We start from the raw sequence: 17,045 nt of genomic DNA on the forward strand, positions 1-17,045 counted from the left end.
ATCCATGCCGTCGAGCCTTTTCCGGCACGACAACTTTCCCCCCCTTCCAGAACACCCATCATGTTCGTCGCCCCCCTCCAACGCATTGCCTCGATTCCAGTGGCCATGGCGCTATCCCTTCCCCGCTCCTTGTCGCTTCCGTTGCTGGCGGTAGTGTGGTTTTGTGCGCATCTGAGTCCTGTGACGGTCGCGGACGAGGCCGATTTGGCACTCGGAGAGAGTCTCTATTCCCAGGGCTGTGCATCGTGTCACGGCCAGCAGGGTGAGGGGGTAGAGAGTGAGTACGCAGCGGAATTGGTAGGCGATTTCTCGGTGGGGCAATTAGCGGAGGTGATCGCGGAAACGATGCCAGAGGAAGATCCCGATGCGTGTGTTGGCGAGGATGCCGAGGCCGTTGCGGCCTACATCCACCATGCGTTTTATAGCGAGGCCGCGCGACTGAGGAATCGGCCCGCCAAGCGGGCGTTTGCACGATTGACTGGCGAACAACTTCGCCAGAGTCTCGCGGATCTTTACGCCCACTTTGCTGGCAACAGTTGGATGCATCAAGAGCAGGGGGTCGAGGGGATCTACTTTGACGGCGCCCGTTGGAAGGAAGAGAATAAGAAGATCACGCGAGTCGATCCGGTCATCGATTTTGATTTTGGACGCGAAGGGCCTGGTGAGGGCATCCAGCCCGAAGAGTTCTACATTTACTGGTCTGGCACGCTGAAGGCGGATCGATCGGGCGAGTACGAGATCATCCTTCATAGCACGTGTTCGTGTACCTTGGATTTTGGCGACAGCGAACGAACGCTGATCGACAATCACGTGCAGTCCGAGGGACGCACGGAGTTCCGTAGGCGCATTCGCTTGATCGCCGGACGTGGCTATCCCTTTGACCTTTCGTTTATTCAACGGAAACGCAAAACCGAGCAACCACCGGCGTCCGTTTCGCTTTGCTGGGTGCCTCCGGGAGGCAGCGAAGAGGTGATTCCTTCACGCAATTTGCTTTCGACCAGCTTTCCTGCTGCGTTCGCGGTTCAAACGAAGTTGCCGCCGGACGACAGCAGTTATGGTTACGAACGGGGCACGGGAGTGAGCCGGATTTGGGATGATGCAGTGACACAGGCTGCCGTCGAATTCTCGCAATTTGCATCGAGCGAGTTGTGGCCGCGTTATCGCAAGAAGCATAAAAACGATTCCGATGAGAATCGCGGACAGCTTCGGTCTTTTTTAACCGAGATGGTCGAGACCGCATTTCGCGGCCCGTTAGACTCAGAGACGAAACAGGTCTATATCGATAAACAAGTCGATGCGACCGAGGATGATGCGGAAGCGATTCGGCGGGTTTGCCTGTTGTCGCTCAAGTCGCCGCGATTCTTGTATCCGACGCTCGACTCGAATCGGTCGAAGTCGCAGCAGGTTGCCAATCGGTTGGCTTTGACCCTTTACGACTCTTTGCCCGTGGACGATTGGTTGCTGAAAAAGATTGATAAGAACGAACTACAAAATGAACAACAGGTAACCGCGGCAGCATGGAGCATGGTCGATGATTATCGTACCCGCGGCAAAGTTCGAGCGTTCTTGTACCACTGGTTCCACGTCGCCAGCATCGACGAAATTACCAAAGACAATGACCAGCACTCTGGATTTGATCAACGCTTGGTGGCCGACTTAAGAGCGTCCTTCGATGCGTTTGTCGACGAAGTGGTCTGGAGTGAAGCCAGTGATTTCCGACAGTTCTTTGAGGCCGATTGGGCCTACACCACCGATCGCATGGCAGCGTTTTATGGTGACGCTTGGAAGCCAGCCGAATCCGCTGGCGCGCCGCTGCGGCGAAGTGTCAGCGATGCGGACATGCACCTCGGCGTGCTGAACCATCCGCTGCTAATGAGCGGGTTGGCCTACTTCAAAACGACTTCGCCTATCCATCGCGGCGTTTTTCTGAATCGTTACATCTTAGGTCGGACCTTGCGGCCTCCCAATGCTGCGTTCGCTCCGCTGAATCCCGATTTACACCCTAATCTGACTACGCGTGAACGCGTCACGCTGCAAACCGAAGATGTGAATTGTCAAGTTTGCCACGTACGAATCAATGCGCTCGGTTTCGCCCTTGAAAACTTTGATGCCGTGGGGCGATGGCGAGCTGAGGAGAACGGGCGAGCGATCGACGCAAGTGGCAGTTACGTGACTCGCGAGAGCGAAACCGTCAATTTCGAGGGAGCCGCGGACTTGGCGAACTACTTGGCGGATAGTGCGGATTGTCACCGTGCGTTTGTGGAAGCCGCGTTTGAGTATTTTACGAAACAACCGGTGTCCGCTTACGGAGCCGAAACATTGGACCACCTGACCGATCAATTTCACCGCAGCGGGTTCAAGGTCCGCGATTTGCTTGTTCAAATTGCAGCCACCGCAGCCTCGGAACCCCTGATGGCCACCGAAGAAACCTAGAGGGCGAGTTGACTTAAACTTTAGGGCAACCGATTCCATCCCCTGTCGAACGCAGACCCGTTTTTTTAAACAAGCACCTGGAAGCACGACGATGAATACTCTCCGATCTCGCCGCGAATTTCTGAAGAAGTTGGGCGTTAGCTATGCAGCGGCGCATTTCTTGTTTGGCTTGCCGAGCTTGGGTTGGGCTGCGTCGCAATCGCGAAGAAAGCGGCTCGTTTTTCTGTTTAGCCCTAACGGTGTGATTCCCAAGCATTTTTGGCCGGAGAAGGAGGGACGCGACTACGACATCAAGCGAATCTTGGAACCGCTTGCTGGTTTCAAAGATCAAATGATGACGCTGCACGGCGTGTGTAACAAGATCCAAGGCGATGGCGATGGTCACATGCGAGGTATCGGTTGTTTGTTGACCGGCGTGGAACTGTTTCCCGGTGACATCCAAGGCGGCAGCGATACTCCCGCAGGGTGGTCGCAGGGAATCTCGATCGATCAACACATTAAGAACAAGTTGCAGGCGGATCCAAGCACCCAAACGCGGTTTGGGTCGCTTGAATTTGGTGTGATGGTTCCGGACCGTGCCGATACATGGACGCGAATGTCCTATGCCGGTCCGAATCAGCCTATGGCGCCGATCAGCGACCCTTACCAGATGTTCGACAAGCTCTACGGCCAAGCCAAGAACCGCGCACTGTTGGCCAGCGTGTTGGATGATTTGAAGGACGACTTCCGTCGCGTCGAGAGTTTGATCAGCACCGAAGATCGGCGAATCCTTGAGGAGCATGTCGAAATGGTCCGCGCCGTGGAGAAGGACCTGAAGACGGAGCTCGCTCAGTCACCGAGTGCGGACGGCGATTCGGTTAGCAGCGATCTTGGGCATGCCGTTCCCGAATTGCCGCCCAATGTGGAAACCGAAAACGACAACATGCCGCAGATTGCCAAAATGCAAATCGAGTTGTTGGTCAACAGTTTTGCCGCCGACTTCGCTCGCGTCGCGACCTATCAAATCACCAACAGCGTTGGGAATGCCAGAATGCGTTGGTTGGAGATTGACGAAGGCCACCACGGCTTGTCCCACGAACCCGACAGCAATGAGGCGGCCTATGAAAAGTTAATCAAGATCAACACTTGGTATGCCGAGCAGGTGGCTCATTTGGCACGGCGTTTGTCGGAAGTTCCCGAGCCCGACGGAAGCGGATCGCTGTTAGACAATACCACGATCGTTTGGACCAATGAGTTGGGTAAAGGCAACTCGCACACACGCGACAATATCCCCTTTGTGATGGTCGGCGGTGGGCTCGGTTGGGATACCGGCCGATCGATGAAGTATAACCGAGTCGCGCACAATCGTTTGCTAATGAGTCTGACCGAATCGATGGGATTCCCCGAAGAGAGTTTCGGCAACCCCGACTACTGCGGCGACGGGCCATTGACCGGGCTGGTCTAGGCCGATTGCCCCCTCGCTTCGCGATTCCGCACTCAATCTCCCCGTTCTGACCACGGCCTGGCGTTCGTGACGAGTGCAAATGCGTCAGAACTAAAATCAACATCGCAAGTGGTCGTCATCAGTGGCGACAACCGCCTTGGACGTTTCACTCTCGGAGTAGTTTGCGGATGAGTTCGGTGTTGTTGTGGTTGCCTACCGAGCGGTCACCTGCCGCAATGAAGTACCTCGCTCCCTGCTCCTCAATCGCCTTGTCGACGATGGTTACGATTCCCTGTTCGTAGTCCACTTCGTAGCCTACCCCCTCGTCGAGAAGACGGTCGCCGAGGATTACTTTGATCGAACCTCTTGTTAGCTCCGAGTGCAACAAGAATCGGCCTGGCGCTGTCGGCACACCGCTCACGAACACCCAAGAGTCGTCTTCGAGCGCGGGTGCCCGTAGAAAGCGGATCTTAGCAAGGGCTTCGTCATAGACGAATTCTTTTCCGCGCTTAAACCAATCGAGCTTACCTTTCAAGGAGTGTCGGCCGAGCCCGACGTTGATCGAGTCGGATTGCATCGTCTGCATCAAGGTCCAGACTCTCGGGTCGTCCGTACGGCTTGCGTTTGTCCCGACGGTTTTCCCGATGTCTGCTTGTTCGGACAACTTCGGGGGATTCCCGAGGAACTTCCGGACGAGGTCCTGATCAGGGTGATTCCCAATCGAGCCGCGCGTGGACGCTTCGTCGCCTTGGCCTGGCGTCTCCACTGGCGTGTTTGCAACCTCGACGGCTTGCGCTCGACTGAGTTGTGCGATGCCGAGGACTGAACCGAAAACTGCTGATGGAATCAAGCTCAGCACGAGTGTGGGGAAGCGGGTCCCATGATGCTTGGTCTTTTTGTCTAGAATCATCGTAAGTCTCCTCGGGAGTTCTGATGGACGTGACATTGAGAGCGCCGGGTCCATCCGAGTTGGTGCTGTCTTGGCGGCCCGCACCATCTGGCACAAACAGCTTGCGTAATCAGACGGTTTGCAACCATTCGCCATTACGGCTGCGTCGCAGGCGGTCTCTGCTTCGATGCGAAGACGGTGGGCCGCCCACCACGACAGCGGATTGAACCAATGGGCTGCCGTCGCCTTACCGGTGGCGTAGATCACATCCATGATCTGTCTCTCGCGGCGGGATAGTTCTTGTTCTTGATTCGGGGGTATGTGAGCTCCTTGCGATGACAGGGATCATGAAAACCGATGGATTGCCTGTTAATAATTAAACAGGAGGTGCCTCGCAGGGCAAGGTCATTGAGTTAAAAAGTTAACACAATGGGTGGCCGGATATTGAAGCGGGGAGGAAGCGAGCGATTCTCTAAGCCGTGTTCGCATGGACGCATTACCGTCTGGATCGAAGGACGCAGCATTTCCGACACTTCTCGGTGGACGGCCCCCTTGGAAACCGGGGCGGCCTGTCCCGGCGTTGAGACACCGACCTCTCGCAAAGGAGAGGTAACTGTACGGTAACTCCTCGAAACAGAACGACTTGAAAACTGCACGATCTTAAGAAAAGCGGGGGAGAAGGGAGTCAGAGAGGAAGGGTGCTGATACCAATGCCTTTGGAAGAGGTCGGCGGCTAACACATCGCGTCCACTCGTGCTTCATCACGCTTCGCTTGAGGATGAGCGAGTTCAACCAAGCGAAATCGATACGGTTTCTTGGTTGCGTCTTGGTGGTGGTGGTTCGAGTGACTCTGAGAAGAGGTCACTCAAGTGTTCGGCCGTGGTCTTCCATCCAATCACCGTAATTCCAAATCTCGATGCGGCTTTGGGAGCGGGTTTTTCCGAGAAAGAGTCAAACACCGATTCAACCAAAACGGGGCCGCCCCCCATATCGATGACTCCTTTGAGACGCAGTAGCTTCTCTTGAGCTTGTCCGATCGCAGCCAACAAGCGATCTCGATCGAACCTACGACCGACAATCGAACAGCTGGCCAGTTCTTGGGGAGCTGACGTGGTCGGTGCCGCATTGCAGGTTTGGTGAGTGAGGCCTTCGACGAAGGACCAGTTGACGGCAGCCTGGCTGACGCGGATTTGCTGAGCCCGCGGATTCATCTCCTTCAAAATCTTGGCCAAACGGTTCAGATGATCGTCCGAGACCAAGTCCGTTTTGTTGAGGATGATCGCGTCCGCCGACACCACCTGAGCCGTTGCGGCTTTTAGATAGGGCAAGATTTTGGTGAAGTGAACGGCATCCACCACGCACGCATTGGCTCGCACTTGAAATCGATTCTCGCCCGCCGCAGCGTCAAGCCATCGATAAAGATCACTGGTCTGTGCGACTCCCGTGGCTTCGGCGATCACCAGGTCCGGTTGAATCACGTTGGCAATCGTCTTCAACGTCTTGTCGAAATCTCCCTGAATGCAGGCGCAAAACAGGCTGCCGCGGTTCAGTTCAAAGACGCCGTCATTGGGATTCGCGAGCAGTTGCCCATCGACCCCCAGACTACCGAATTCGTTGATGATCAGTGCAGCACGTTTCGACTGAAGCTCTGGTTGTGACAACAAATGATTCAACAGCGTCGTCTTGCCGGATCCGAGGTATCCGGTCAACAGATAAACAGGGATGGTGTTCATGCTAACGTCTTGATCCATTCCTTAATGATGGCGGTTGGCGGAAGGCTTTGTGTCGATTGGACACGGTATTTGGCAGTCACGACGGCGGGTGTCTGAGACATCGGGATACCGAAACGGCGAATCTCGAATGGATCGGTCACGACCGAGACGGTCACGTCCGACCCCAGTTCGGTAATCGCTCGTTCGACACCCTGCCGAGTCTCCTCGCATGCTTCCTCGGACTCTCCCAACACGAATACCGACGCGTGTTGCTCGCGAATGCGGTCTCGCATCTTCTGGTTGATCCGCTTCTGGATCGCTGCGATCAACTCATCACGAGGTGGGATTTGCGAGACAAACGTGATTTGGCCGTCAATGCAAATCGTTGGAACATTTTTGACCATCAAGCTGGTCATGAAGACAATCTCTTCGCGATACTTGATCTTGTGTTCTCGCCACTGCACGATGCCTTCAAACTCAGGCGTGATCCGTTGGACCGCTTCGACCATGTACTGGCACGGTGCACAAGCTTCGGAATCGAGAGTGATGATGTCGACGATCACCTTCTCCGTCCTGCCGTACTCGGACATATCCAAAACGTCGTCGAGCGTTCGGGTTTCGGCCAGCGCCGCAACGGTTTCTTGACGGTAAGGATCATGGATCAGTTTACCGATCGCTTCCAGGTTCTCCGACGGCGTGTCGTAGGCGATGTCGCATCCAGGGGCGAGGACAAAACCAGTCTGTTCGCCGAGTCTTAGACATTCCATTGCGTTCTTTTCGGCGTCTTCGGGTTTTCCTAGCAACAGCACCGTGGTCAATTGCAAGTTCCCACCAAAGCTGAGTCCGTGTTGACGACACACATCGCGGACGAAATCTAGTGGAATGTTCTCATCCACACAAAGGTTGTGTGCCCCCGTTTTGCACATCGATTCGACGTTCTGCTGTGCATGGCCGCAGACGAAGAACGATCCCAGAGCATTCTTTTCGCGAATCTTGTCAAACAGGGGTTTGGTGTAGGGTGTGACAAATTCGGCGAATTGATCGGGCCCAATTTGGCTGGTCATGGGGTCGACCACCGCAATCACGTCACAACCGGCTTCGAGGTAGTACTGCGACATGGCTAGGCCAACTTCGCTACAGAAATTCAGCAGTTCTTCCACGAACTCGGGAGCATCGAACATCTTCATGAAGATATCGGTGCCCAGTAGGTGCAGCGCCAGCGTGAACGGTCCGGTCACCAACCCGTAAAGGGCAAGATCAGGATGCTCCGCACGCAATCGACGCGTGACGTCAAGCACAAGCGGTATGCGGCCGAGGTCGGGCCCAGGAACGGACAAATCGGCCAGCGACTTTCCATCCGCGAGTGGATGAGAACGGACCGAGGGTGGCGTGTCGGCAGACCACTTCAAATCGCAACCCAGTGTTTCCGCTTCGATTTGCAGGTCAAAGGCAACGGGAATTCCATCGGGCTGATAACGCTCGATCGCGGTCGACAACCCGCGATGCATCAAATCCACCGACTTCAAATAGTCCTCGGCTGAGATGCCTAGTAACGCCGCGGCATGACAACCGACAAAGGGAACCCACGGAGCACGTTGGGTTGCTTCGCCGAGGAATGCAGAGCGAATCAGCGAGATACCTTGCCCATCGTTCTTGGTGGCCATCGCGTTCGGATTCTCCTAAAAAAAGAACATCTATCGTCGAGTTGCATCAGGAACCAACGTACCGATCGTACAGTGATCTCGCTAGGCTTGGCTGATCGGTTCCTTCAATCACCGCACGGCCGTCAGCAAATAAAGTCAAGCGGATTTCGGAGGCCGATGAATCGGCTGCGGTATTTAGTCGCACGAAGAACCGGTTGACTCGCACCTCACCCTCCGACTGCCACCGTTGGGCAACTTGCTTTAGCGGAACGACGGATTTGGACGCAGGCGTGATTTGAACGGCCCGGCGTCCGCACAAGACCACCGTGGAACCCGCTGTTGAAGTGGCCCCATTCAAGAAGTCGAACTGTCGCTCCCCACACGCTCGGCAATCTTGGCTCAGCTCCGGTGCAATGGAAAGCTCCCTGAATCGGTTCTGCCAAAAATCGATGGACCAGACTTTCTCGTGAACGGCATCCCGATTGCCGGACAACCACTTCAACGCCTCCATGGCTTGTAAGCTGGCGATCGCGTGGGTCGCCGCTCCGATCACGCCAGCGGTGTCACACGTAGCCACCGATGCTGCGGCGGGCGGGTTGGGCACGAGGCAGCGGAAACAGGGCGAGCCATCGCCGCGGAACAACCGAACTTGGCCTCCCGCACCGACACAGCCGCCGTGGACCCAGGCGGTTTGCGTCTGGAGCGACCAATCATTCAGAAGGAATCGGATCGCGAAATTATCGGCTGCATCGATGACCAAATCCGATCCTTTCAACACTGGGTCGATGTTGTCGGCCGTCAAATCGACCACCACCGGTTCGATTTCGATCGAACCGTTGATGCTCGTCAATCGTTCGGCGGCGGCTTCCGCTTTGGCGATTCCATGGAGCGCGTCGGCTTCGTCGAACAGTGATTGACGTTGCAGATTGGTCCATTCCACAATGTCGCGGTCCACCAATCGCAAACGCCCCACGCCTGCCCTCGCCAATATTTCGCTCGCGACGGTGCCGAGGGCGCCGCACCCGAGTACCGCTACCGAGGATTCGCCGATACGCTGTTGGCCCGCTTGGCCAATTGGTGCGAATTGGATTTGTCGGGCGTAACGACGTTCTTTGGAATCTTCCATTAATCTTCTCAATTGACCTATGCGTGCAAACCCAGTTCCGAATCTTGAACGATTGCAAGATCGAGCGCTGTTGCTACGACAAATTCGCTCGTTCTTTGATGCTGCTGGATTCTTGGAAGTTCAACCGCCCTGTTTGGCAGCTGGCTGTGTGGTGGATCCCTACATTGATCCGATCAAGGTATCGGCCAAACAATTGGGGATCGCCGAGCCCCAGCTGGCGGGTGACTATTTTTTGCAGACGTCGCCCGAGTTGTCGATGAAACGGATGTTGGCTGCCGGAGCCCCTTCTATCTATAGCGTGGCGCCGGTTTTTCGTGCAGGGGAGCGAGGCGATCAGCACAACATCGAATTTACGATGCTGGAATGGTACGATGTTGGGGCCGATCTTGCTTCGGGGATCAAGACCCTCAGCGATTTCGCGTGTGCCGTACTCGACTACCCAGACTGCGAATGTGTGACGTACCGCGATCTGTTTCGGCGGACGCTCGGATTGGATCCCATCGAGTGCCGACTCGAACGCTTGGTCGAGATGGCTGCGTGCATCGACGATTCGCTGGCACATTCCTTTGCCTGCGACCGCGACGGGTTACTTGATCTGTTGTTCACTCAGCGGATCCAACCGATGCTGGGAATCGACAAGCCCACCATTGTCAAGAATTATCCGCTCAGTCAAGCCGCGCTCGCTCGAGGATGTAGCGATGACAGCGACTGTGCCGCTCGATTCGAGTTGTTTGCTCGCGGCGTCGAACTGGCAAATGGCTATGACGAGTTGCTCGATCCCGAGATCTTGATCGAACGCACGCGAATCAGTAATCAGCGTCGGATCGCCAGCGGCCGCGCGGCGCTTCCGGAAAACCACGCGTTGCTCGATGCAATGAGGCATGGCATGCCACCGTCCGCAGGTGTCGCCGTGGGCGTTGATCGATTGTTGATGGTCAAGACCCACGCCAACTCCATTGCGAGTGTGATCCCCTTTCCGATCGAAATTGCATAAACGGCCCAAGTTTCACGGCCTTTCGGCCTTTCGCTACAATACAGGAAGTGTCTTTCTAGCGATGAGCCGTTAAACTAAAGAGTCTCTTCACATCTAAAGCGAGCGGTTGGCATGAAACAAAACACATCTTCGACTCGGCGATTGGCCGTCAACGCGGCTTTCCTGAAGGATATCAAGGATGACAGCCATCATTTGAAAGTACTTCTGGAGAAAATCAGTCCCATGGTTTCGCATGAAAAAATTGCGAGCAACCATTGGGGTGAGATCGTCGAATTGTGGTCGGAACTGCGTGATCAACTGGCGCTTCATTTTTCGCTTGAAGAGGCATATGGGTATTTCGAAGAAGCAATCGATACGGCGCCGGAACTGAGTACGAAAGCCGAGCAATTACGCGGGCAACATACACAACTGTTCGAATCGATCCGCCGCCTTGTCGAGGCCGCCAGTGAGGCACCGGCGGATCAAGAAGAACGGATCGCAAAGCTTCTGACTCGCTACATGAGCTTCATCAAGTCGTTTCAGGTTCATGAGGAAGCGGAATTAACGCTCATTTTAGAGGCGCTCGACAGCGACCTTGGTGTTTGCGACTAACGCTCCGCTCCGCTGCGGCTGTGCCGGCCTAGGGTGATTTGACCATTTTCACGACTTCTAAAACGCTGGCGGGTGGCAGCGGCGGGGTGTGGGGTTTGTCGTGGTTCGCTCCGAGCGTTTCCCAGCGAAGGATGAATTTGGTATTCGGATCCGGTGAACGCCCCGAATCGCCAGCAAGCTGCACCGAAATGCCCTCAAATTCAATCGTCGGTTGCTGCATGGGTTCGGGGTAAGTTGCGTGGATCGAAACGGGCCGGTCGATCGGTAACAGCGAATCGGCGTCGAGAAATAGATTTCCAGTTCCATGATCTCGGTGCCAATAGCGAACCGCCAACACACCGGGTTCAACCAATTTGGGAGCGGTCGCGCGAATGCCAATGAATGGCATCGCCCCGCGACCGCCAAATGGGATCTCTTCGTTCCAGCGGGTGATCACATGCCGGTGCCACGCGCCGTTTTCAAACCTGGCAATGTAGATCTGCATGTGCTCGCTTTCATCGCGCCGGTGATACGTGATCATGGGGCGATTGTTTGGGTCGAATGAGAAATTCAATCCGCTGTTGATGATTCCTCCGCCGGGTGGAACGGGATCCACAATCAGTTCGCTCTGTCCAAGTGTCATCGGCAGCGTGATGGGATCTCCATCGGCCGTTTCCCAACGGCGCAAGTCTCGGCTCCGCGCGTGGGACAAATCATGATTCGTTGCACAATCGGGTGTGTCCCGCCAAACCCAAACGACGTGAAACCACCCGTCCGGCCCCTTTACCGGGCCAAGGGGATACGCATTTCGCATGCCTTCCCCCTCAAACAGAGGGGTGTCGAGGAATCGGCTCCAGCTTTTCGAATCCACGTCGTAGCGGTTGTAAAAGCGCCGTCCATTGCCGCTGCCGCCGCTGCGATAGTTGAACAGCAAATTGCCATCGGAGTCACTCAGGAAGTGGGGGTAGGTGCATTTTTGCTCATCGTTGCCCGTCATCGCTTGTGGCATCATCGTCGTAATGTCTCCCGGTTTTTCGGAACGGAAGTAAACCAGAGGCACACAGTGCATGTTGCCAGAGAGATGCAAATGGCCAGTCGAGTCAATCGCCATTGTGATGTAGTTGTGCGAATCCCATCCGATCTTGCTGGGTAGTGTGATGGATTGCCATTGCGTGCTGTCGAGTGCTCGGCTCGCGACGATCATCTCATGATGTTCGTTGTAGTAGGCAACGTATTGTTGGTTTTCGTTGGTCAGCAAACAAAAACCGACTCGGACCCACGACGGCACCTGATCGATCGCTACCTTTTCGGCTATTCGGTATTGCGCAGAGAGGCTCTCGCCAGCGCCGGATGACGAGACAAGCAGGAGGAGCGAGCATCCAAATGCCAAGAAACGGGCAGTCAGTGGGTACGGCATCAGAAATTGGGGGGTGAAACAGGGTGGGAAGAATCAAGGCGGAAGCGTTGTAGTTTAACAAATCCGACCGCGTGGATCGCATCATTGCGGAGCGCGTTCACCCAGATTTTTACTGCGAATCGCGTTTTTCTAGGTAAATCAGGCATTTGTGCAAGTGATTCTCGGTAGGGGCTGCGATCAGGCAATCGAGGTGACAGCAGTTTTGGGAGGGACAGGCAACCTTGGGTGTGTGTTAACAACCTGGATTCGAACCTCAATTGTGGGTGAATCCCTATTCACAGCCGGCTATTTCGTATAAGATTCTCGCTTGGTTGGTCGATTGTGCATCCGTCGCTAGCGTTCCTGGCCGACTCGCGCCGCTTCCCTCCGTCCTGTTTGGTGAGTTTCCAAGCAGGCACCTATTTTTAGTAGACCCGTGATAAGAAAGCGGGTTGTCCATCCTTGCACAGGAGTTTTGCGTTGGGCAGGAAATTGTATTGTGGGAACTTGAGCTTTGGCGTCTCAAGTTCAGATTTGGAGCAATTATTTGCTCAGTTTGGCACGGTCGAGAGTGCGCAGGTTATTACCGATCGCGACAGTGGTCGAAGCAAAGGCTTCGGTTTTGTCGAAATGGGAAGCGATGCGGAAGCTCAGGCAGCGATTACCGGATTGAACGAAGTTGAACACGAAGGACGGTCTTTGACCGTTAATGAAGCACGACCGCGCGAAGAGCGTGGCGGTGGTGGTGGCGGCGGCCGAGGTGGTCGCGGCGGCTACGGCGGTGGCGGTGGCGGCGGTGGTCGCGGCGGCTACGGCGGTGGCGGTGGCGGCGGCGGAGGTCGCGGCGGCTACGGTGGTGGTGGCGGAGGCGGCGGTCGTGACCGCGGCGATCGCTACTAAGTTTCACCGAAACGAATGAAATTGTTGAAAAGGGAATCGGCCTTGCGTCGACTCCCTTTTTTCGTGCGCCGTACGCGGTTGAACCCCACTGCCGCGTGCGTCACAATTCGCCCCATGAGACCTTCCGAACCCATCGTGCTTGGGCTCTGGCCGATCGCCGGAGTCACCACCCTTGGCGTGACGCCAACCGACGCGAACGCAACGATCGCCAAGGCGATTGAGAAAGGCGTCACCACCTTTGACACCGCGTACAGCTACGGCTACGAAGGTGACAGCGACAAACTCCTTCGGCCGTTTTTGCAGCGTGATCGTGACCGGTTCCAAGTGATTGGCAAAGTGGGCCAGCGTTGGACCGCTTCACACGAAAGGGTGGTCGACGGATCGCCCGAGCAGTTGACGGCCGATGCGGAAGAATCCCTACAACGACTTGGCATCGAGCGATTTGACCTGTTGATGCTTCACGCGGTGGATCCCAACGTGGATGTCGCCCGATCGGCTGCGGCGTTGGTGGCGCTGAAGCAGCGAGGCCTTTGCCAGGAGATAGGTGTTTGTAACGTGACCGCATCGGAGCGACGTGAGTTCGTCGCTTCGGCTCCCTGTCGCGCGATTCAAACGCCGCTGAATATGTTGCAACGTGAAGCACTTGAGCAATTGGTGCCCGATTGTCTTGCCGACCAAACGGACGTCTACGTTTACTGGACGTTGATGAAAGGCTTGTTGGCTGGCAAGATCACGCGCGACCATCAATTTGCTGAAGGCGACAGTCGTCCCAAGTATGCGGTCTTTCAGGGCGATACCCGTCGGCGTACTCATGATTTTCTGGACGCGATCCAGCCGATTGCGGACCAGCTGGGTTTGACGATCGCCCAGTTGTCGATCAGTTGGACCCTTTCACAGCCGGGAATCACGGCGGCGCTGGTCGGAGCCCATCGTCCCGAACAAATCGAGGAGACGTGTGGCGCAATGCGGCTCTCGTCGGCGACCGTCGCCCAAATCGATTCGCGGATCGCACAGCATGGCTTCTAAGGCGAGAGGCAAAAGAGCTCTTACCGTACCCCAGTTCTTAGCCGTGACGCACCGCTAGTCTCGTGTTGCAGCTCGCAGCCTGCACGACGACATCGGTTGTCCGTAGGTTCCATACCGACCGATTCACTTTTTCGATTCGCTGGATGGGGAAAAGACCTCGACGCCGCTCAACGTCCCACCGCCACGTTTTGGGCTTCCGCATGCGATGTAGATACGCCCGTTATGCACCACCGCTTGGCTGCCGTGGCGTCCTTGTTGCATGTTTGCCAATCGCGTCCAGCTTGCTGTTTCAGGGTCGAGCATCCAGCTGTTCGCGACAGCGGTTTCTGCGGTTTCGCCGCCAAAGTAGATGATCTTACCCGCGATCGCGACCACCCCGCCGGCCGCGGTGCCGATCGGCAACGGTGCGTCTTCAAGCGTCGACCAGGTCCCCGATTGAAAATCGTAAACGTCGACGGCGGTTTCGGTGGCTCCAAAAAACGCACCGAACTGCGGCGTGTGCAAACTGGTGTTGCGGCCGCCGATGCAATAGAACTTGTCACCGACAACGACCGCATGAAAGTGGTCACGAATGTGCGGCGCGTCGGGCAATCGCTTCCATTGCCCGGTGGCGGGGTCGTACTCGTCAAACCAGTTGTTCGTGCCGCTGGTGTGGCCCAAGGTGATTCCGCAGGCCATGTAGATCTTGCCGTTATAGATGGCGGTACCCGCACCACCGCGGCGTCGATCTTCAGGGATGGGATCCCCAATCGTCCAAGCGTCTGAAATCGGATCGTAGATTTGCACGTTTTCCATCGGTGGTTCTTTGGGGTATTTCCCGGTCATTGCACCGACGATGTAGATTTTGTTGTTCCAGACGACGCTTTGAAAATGGTGAATCAATGGCGTCGTGACGCTCATCGTATCCCAAACGCTGCTGTCAGGATCGAAACGATCGATTTGGCGTGATTCTCGTCCACCAATCAAGTAGAACTTGCCGTCGTGATTGACAAAGGTTGTTTCATGACGTGCCGTGGGTTTACCCTTGGTTTCCAATGTCTGCCAGCGTCCTGTTGAAACGGCCGAATTGGCATCCACAACCGCGTCGTCGTTTGCGAGCGTTCGGCGATCCCAGGTCGACACAGTGAAACCGAACACGAAGAGACAGACGACCGATACAAGGGGCCGAGAAAATCGTAGGGCGGCACGGCCGCAGCGAAGCGAGCTGCCGCTCGGAGTGGCGTTGGCCCGCTCCCGTTGGTCGCTAGAATCGTGTTGAATTAATCTCCATTTCGCCGATAACTGATGTAGGGCGGCACGGCCGCAGCGAGCGAGCCGCCGCTCGGGGACATCATCATGGCAAGAGGATAGGGACTCGTCCGATGACTGATTTTGAGTCGTTTGGGTGAACATGGATGCAACAGGGTTCCGGGGGGTGAAGAGTGTTTGCTGGTGGGCTGTCAGCACTAAATCTTAGGGTAGTGGATTTCGCCAGAAATCCGTAACTCAAATAGTCTTGGAGACTTCTGGCGAAGTCCACTACGTCCCAACTCGCAGTTTTATACTTGACAGTCCACTCGTATTCCGCCGCAGCTCAATGTTCGGGAAGGGCCGCTTCCTACCGGCCACACTCTCAAGCGATTTGGCCGGCGGGAACCGGCCCTACTCCGAACGCCTACTCGCAATTCAAGCTGAGTCGGAATACGAGCGATTGCCAATCGATGCTAACGTAGTGACAGCGACCCGGCAACGATTGAGGTCGCGGAAAGGGGATGCCCCGCCCCCGATTTGCTAAGTGGAAGGCAGGAAGGGCGAAAATGCTCGATTACCTATTTAGTTGCGGCAACTCGGCCGCCGCTTTGGGATCGGGAATCCATAGATCTTCGACTTGTTGCCCCCCGGCTTCGTGTCGCATCAGCAAATAGACGCCTCCAATGAGTGCCCAGGCAAAGGCGAAACAGCTCGCGATCGGGAGGATGGATAGAATTTGGCCAACCCAGCCAGATAGTTCAGCCGGCGCGGCCGCCAAATCAAGAACCGTCCACGAAATCAATGCGGCAGTCAATGCAACGGTGGTCGCCAACAACGCGACGACCATCAGCAGCACCCAGGCAACGGCCAAGTGGATCAGCAAGTGCAGAGGTCTGCGGTAAAGGTACTCGTACCCTCGGCTTAGCGAGTCGAGCGAATCGGGGTCTTTTTCATTTGACAAGGCGGACCAAGCGAGCGGGACCGCGACGTTGGCTCCGAAAGCCAAAAGACCGCAGGGGATGCTGAGTAGCGCAATGAAGATTGCTCCGGGGATTTGAACCGCGAGACTCTCGGGGGCCAATCGAGTGCCCCAGGCGACGGCGAAGATCATCACGGCCATCATCAACACACATGCGAACGGAACAAGTGCCGCAATCCAAGCCGACGGGGATCTCTTGACCGCCATTCGAGATGCTTCCGCGATGGGCATCATGCTACGGCCTGCCGTCAACAAGGCTCCTTGGCGGGCGAACACGAGGGCTGCTGGAGCCCAAACGAGCAGCGTCCAGAGGATGGAACCACCACATGCCAACAGACTTCGGTCTGCCAGCCCCGGATGGAACAAGGTGGTCGCATTGATCCCGCGAAAATATCCCGTCAGTTGGGTGAGCGAGTCGTTGGAGGCATGCATCAGGGATGTGGCACTTCCATCAATGGCAGCCAATTGCAACCGTTCGTGCGAAACGCAGTACGGCCCAAGCCACCAAACCATCAACGTCAAGACGCTCAGACTCACCATCGTTGGCGAACCGGCAAACCGCAGCGTCCGCACCAAACGCAACCAGCCGAACAGGTCAACCCATTCGCGCACCCGGCTGAGAATCCCGACCTCCAAATCATGGCCGGTGTGCACGGTCACTCCGTCGTGCTGGTTGGAGGTGGGAGGTGTCGTTTGACTCATTTCGATTCCTAAACGCTTCTCG

13 protein-coding genes and 1 pseudogene are annotated in these 17,045 nt (G+C 56.0%); 6 read left to right on the plus strand and 8 right to left on the minus strand.

The annotated features are described in order from the left end of the window. The first annotated feature begins 60 nt into the window (after nt 1–60). A complete protein-coding gene (locus Poly41_RS20110) occupies nt 61–2,433 on the plus strand; it encodes a DUF1588 domain-containing protein (RefSeq protein ID WP_146528516.1) in 2,373 nt (790 codons plus the stop codon). Between the two features lie 91 nt (nt 2,434–2,524). Then, complete coding sequence (locus tag Poly41_RS20115; protein WP_146528517.1) at nt 2,525–3,877, plus strand: DUF1552 domain-containing protein; 1,353 nt, start codon at nt 2,525–2,527, stop codon at nt 3,875–3,877. Nucleotides 3,878–4,022: 145 nt separating this feature from the next. Here the strand turns inward: Poly41_RS20115 and Poly41_RS20120 are convergent, their stop codons facing one another. From Poly41_RS20120 to Poly41_RS20135, 5 genes and pseudogenes are all read right to left on the minus strand, one after another. Beyond that, the gene (locus Poly41_RS20120; RefSeq protein ID WP_231615799.1) at nt 4,023–4,766 is read right to left on the minus strand and encodes a hypothetical protein; all 744 of its coding nucleotides are present in this window, start codon (nt 4,764–4,766) and stop codon (nt 4,023–4,025) included. A gap of 6 nt (nt 4,767–4,772) precedes the next feature. Beyond that, nucleotides 4,773–5,018 (minus strand): annotated as a pseudogene (locus Poly41_RS35740) (M56 family metallopeptidase); the annotation flags it as partial. A gap of 515 nt (nt 5,019–5,533) precedes the next feature. Continuing rightward, nucleotides 5,534–6,478, minus strand: coding sequence for a CobW family GTP-binding protein (locus Poly41_RS20125; RefSeq protein ID WP_197231474.1), 945 nt, complete (start codon nt 6,476–6,478; stop codon nt 5,534–5,536). Next, the gene (locus tag Poly41_RS20130) at nt 6,475–8,121 is read right to left on the minus strand and encodes a uroporphyrinogen decarboxylase family protein (RefSeq protein ID WP_146528520.1); all 1,647 of its coding nucleotides are present in this window, start codon (nt 8,119–8,121) and stop codon (nt 6,475–6,477) included. Before Poly41_RS20130 ends, Poly41_RS20125 begins: the two co-directional genes overlap by 4 nt. 46 nt (nt 8,122–8,167) lie before the next feature. Then, entirely contained in the window at nt 8,168–9,226 is a 1,059-nt protein-coding gene (locus Poly41_RS20135) for a ThiF family adenylyltransferase (protein ID WP_146528521.1), read from the minus strand. 19 nt (nt 9,227–9,245) lie between these two features. Here Poly41_RS20135 and epmA point away from each other — a divergent pair, with 19 nt between their 5' ends. Both epmA and Poly41_RS20145 read left to right on the plus strand, forming a co-directional pair. Next, the gene (gene epmA, locus Poly41_RS20140; protein ID WP_146528522.1) at nt 9,246–10,220 is read left to right on the plus strand and encodes an EF-P lysine aminoacylase EpmA; all 975 of its coding nucleotides are present in this window, start codon (nt 9,246–9,248) and stop codon (nt 10,218–10,220) included. A gap of 111 nt (nt 10,221–10,331) precedes the next feature. Next, complete coding sequence (locus Poly41_RS20145; RefSeq protein ID WP_146528523.1) at nt 10,332–10,811, plus strand: hemerythrin domain-containing protein; 480 nt, start codon at nt 10,332–10,334, stop codon at nt 10,809–10,811. Between the two features lie 28 nt (nt 10,812–10,839). Here Poly41_RS20145 and Poly41_RS20150 read toward each other — a convergent pair whose 3' ends face one another. After that, nucleotides 10,840–12,207, minus strand: a complete 1,368-nt coding sequence (locus Poly41_RS20150) for a BNR repeat-containing protein (protein ID WP_146528524.1) — start codon at nt 12,205–12,207, stop codon at nt 10,840–10,842. Between the two features lie 459 nt (nt 12,208–12,666). Here Poly41_RS20150 and Poly41_RS20155 point away from each other — a divergent pair, with 459 nt between their 5' ends. Continuing rightward, complete coding sequence (locus Poly41_RS20155) at nt 12,667–13,086, plus strand: RNA recognition motif domain-containing protein (RefSeq protein ID WP_146528525.1); 420 nt, start codon at nt 12,667–12,669, stop codon at nt 13,084–13,086. 114 nt (nt 13,087–13,200) lie between these two features. Continuing rightward, nucleotides 13,201–14,112: an aldo/keto reductase gene (locus tag Poly41_RS20160; protein WP_146528526.1), complete on the plus strand. Its 912-nt coding sequence runs from the start codon at nt 13,201–13,203 to the stop codon at nt 14,110–14,112. 123 nt (nt 14,113–14,235) lie between these two features. Here Poly41_RS20160 and Poly41_RS20165 read toward each other — a convergent pair whose 3' ends face one another. Both Poly41_RS20165 and Poly41_RS20170 read right to left on the minus strand, forming a co-directional pair. Then, on the minus strand, nt 14,236–15,504 hold the full coding sequence (locus tag Poly41_RS20165) for a Kelch repeat-containing protein (RefSeq protein ID WP_146528527.1): 1,269 nt from the start codon (nt 15,502–15,504) through the stop codon (nt 14,236–14,238). A 412-nt stretch (nt 15,505–15,916) separates the two neighbouring features. Then, on the minus strand, nt 15,917–17,023 hold the full coding sequence (locus Poly41_RS20170; protein ID WP_146528528.1) for a hypothetical protein: 1,107 nt from the start codon (nt 17,021–17,023) through the stop codon (nt 15,917–15,919). Nucleotides 17,024–17,045 lie beyond the last annotated feature (22 nt).

This window comes from Novipirellula artificiosorum (assembly GCF_007860135.1).
In the GTDB taxonomy this organism is placed as follows: Bacteria; Planctomycetota; Planctomycetia; order Pirellulales; family Pirellulaceae; genus Novipirellula_A; species Novipirellula_A artificiosorum.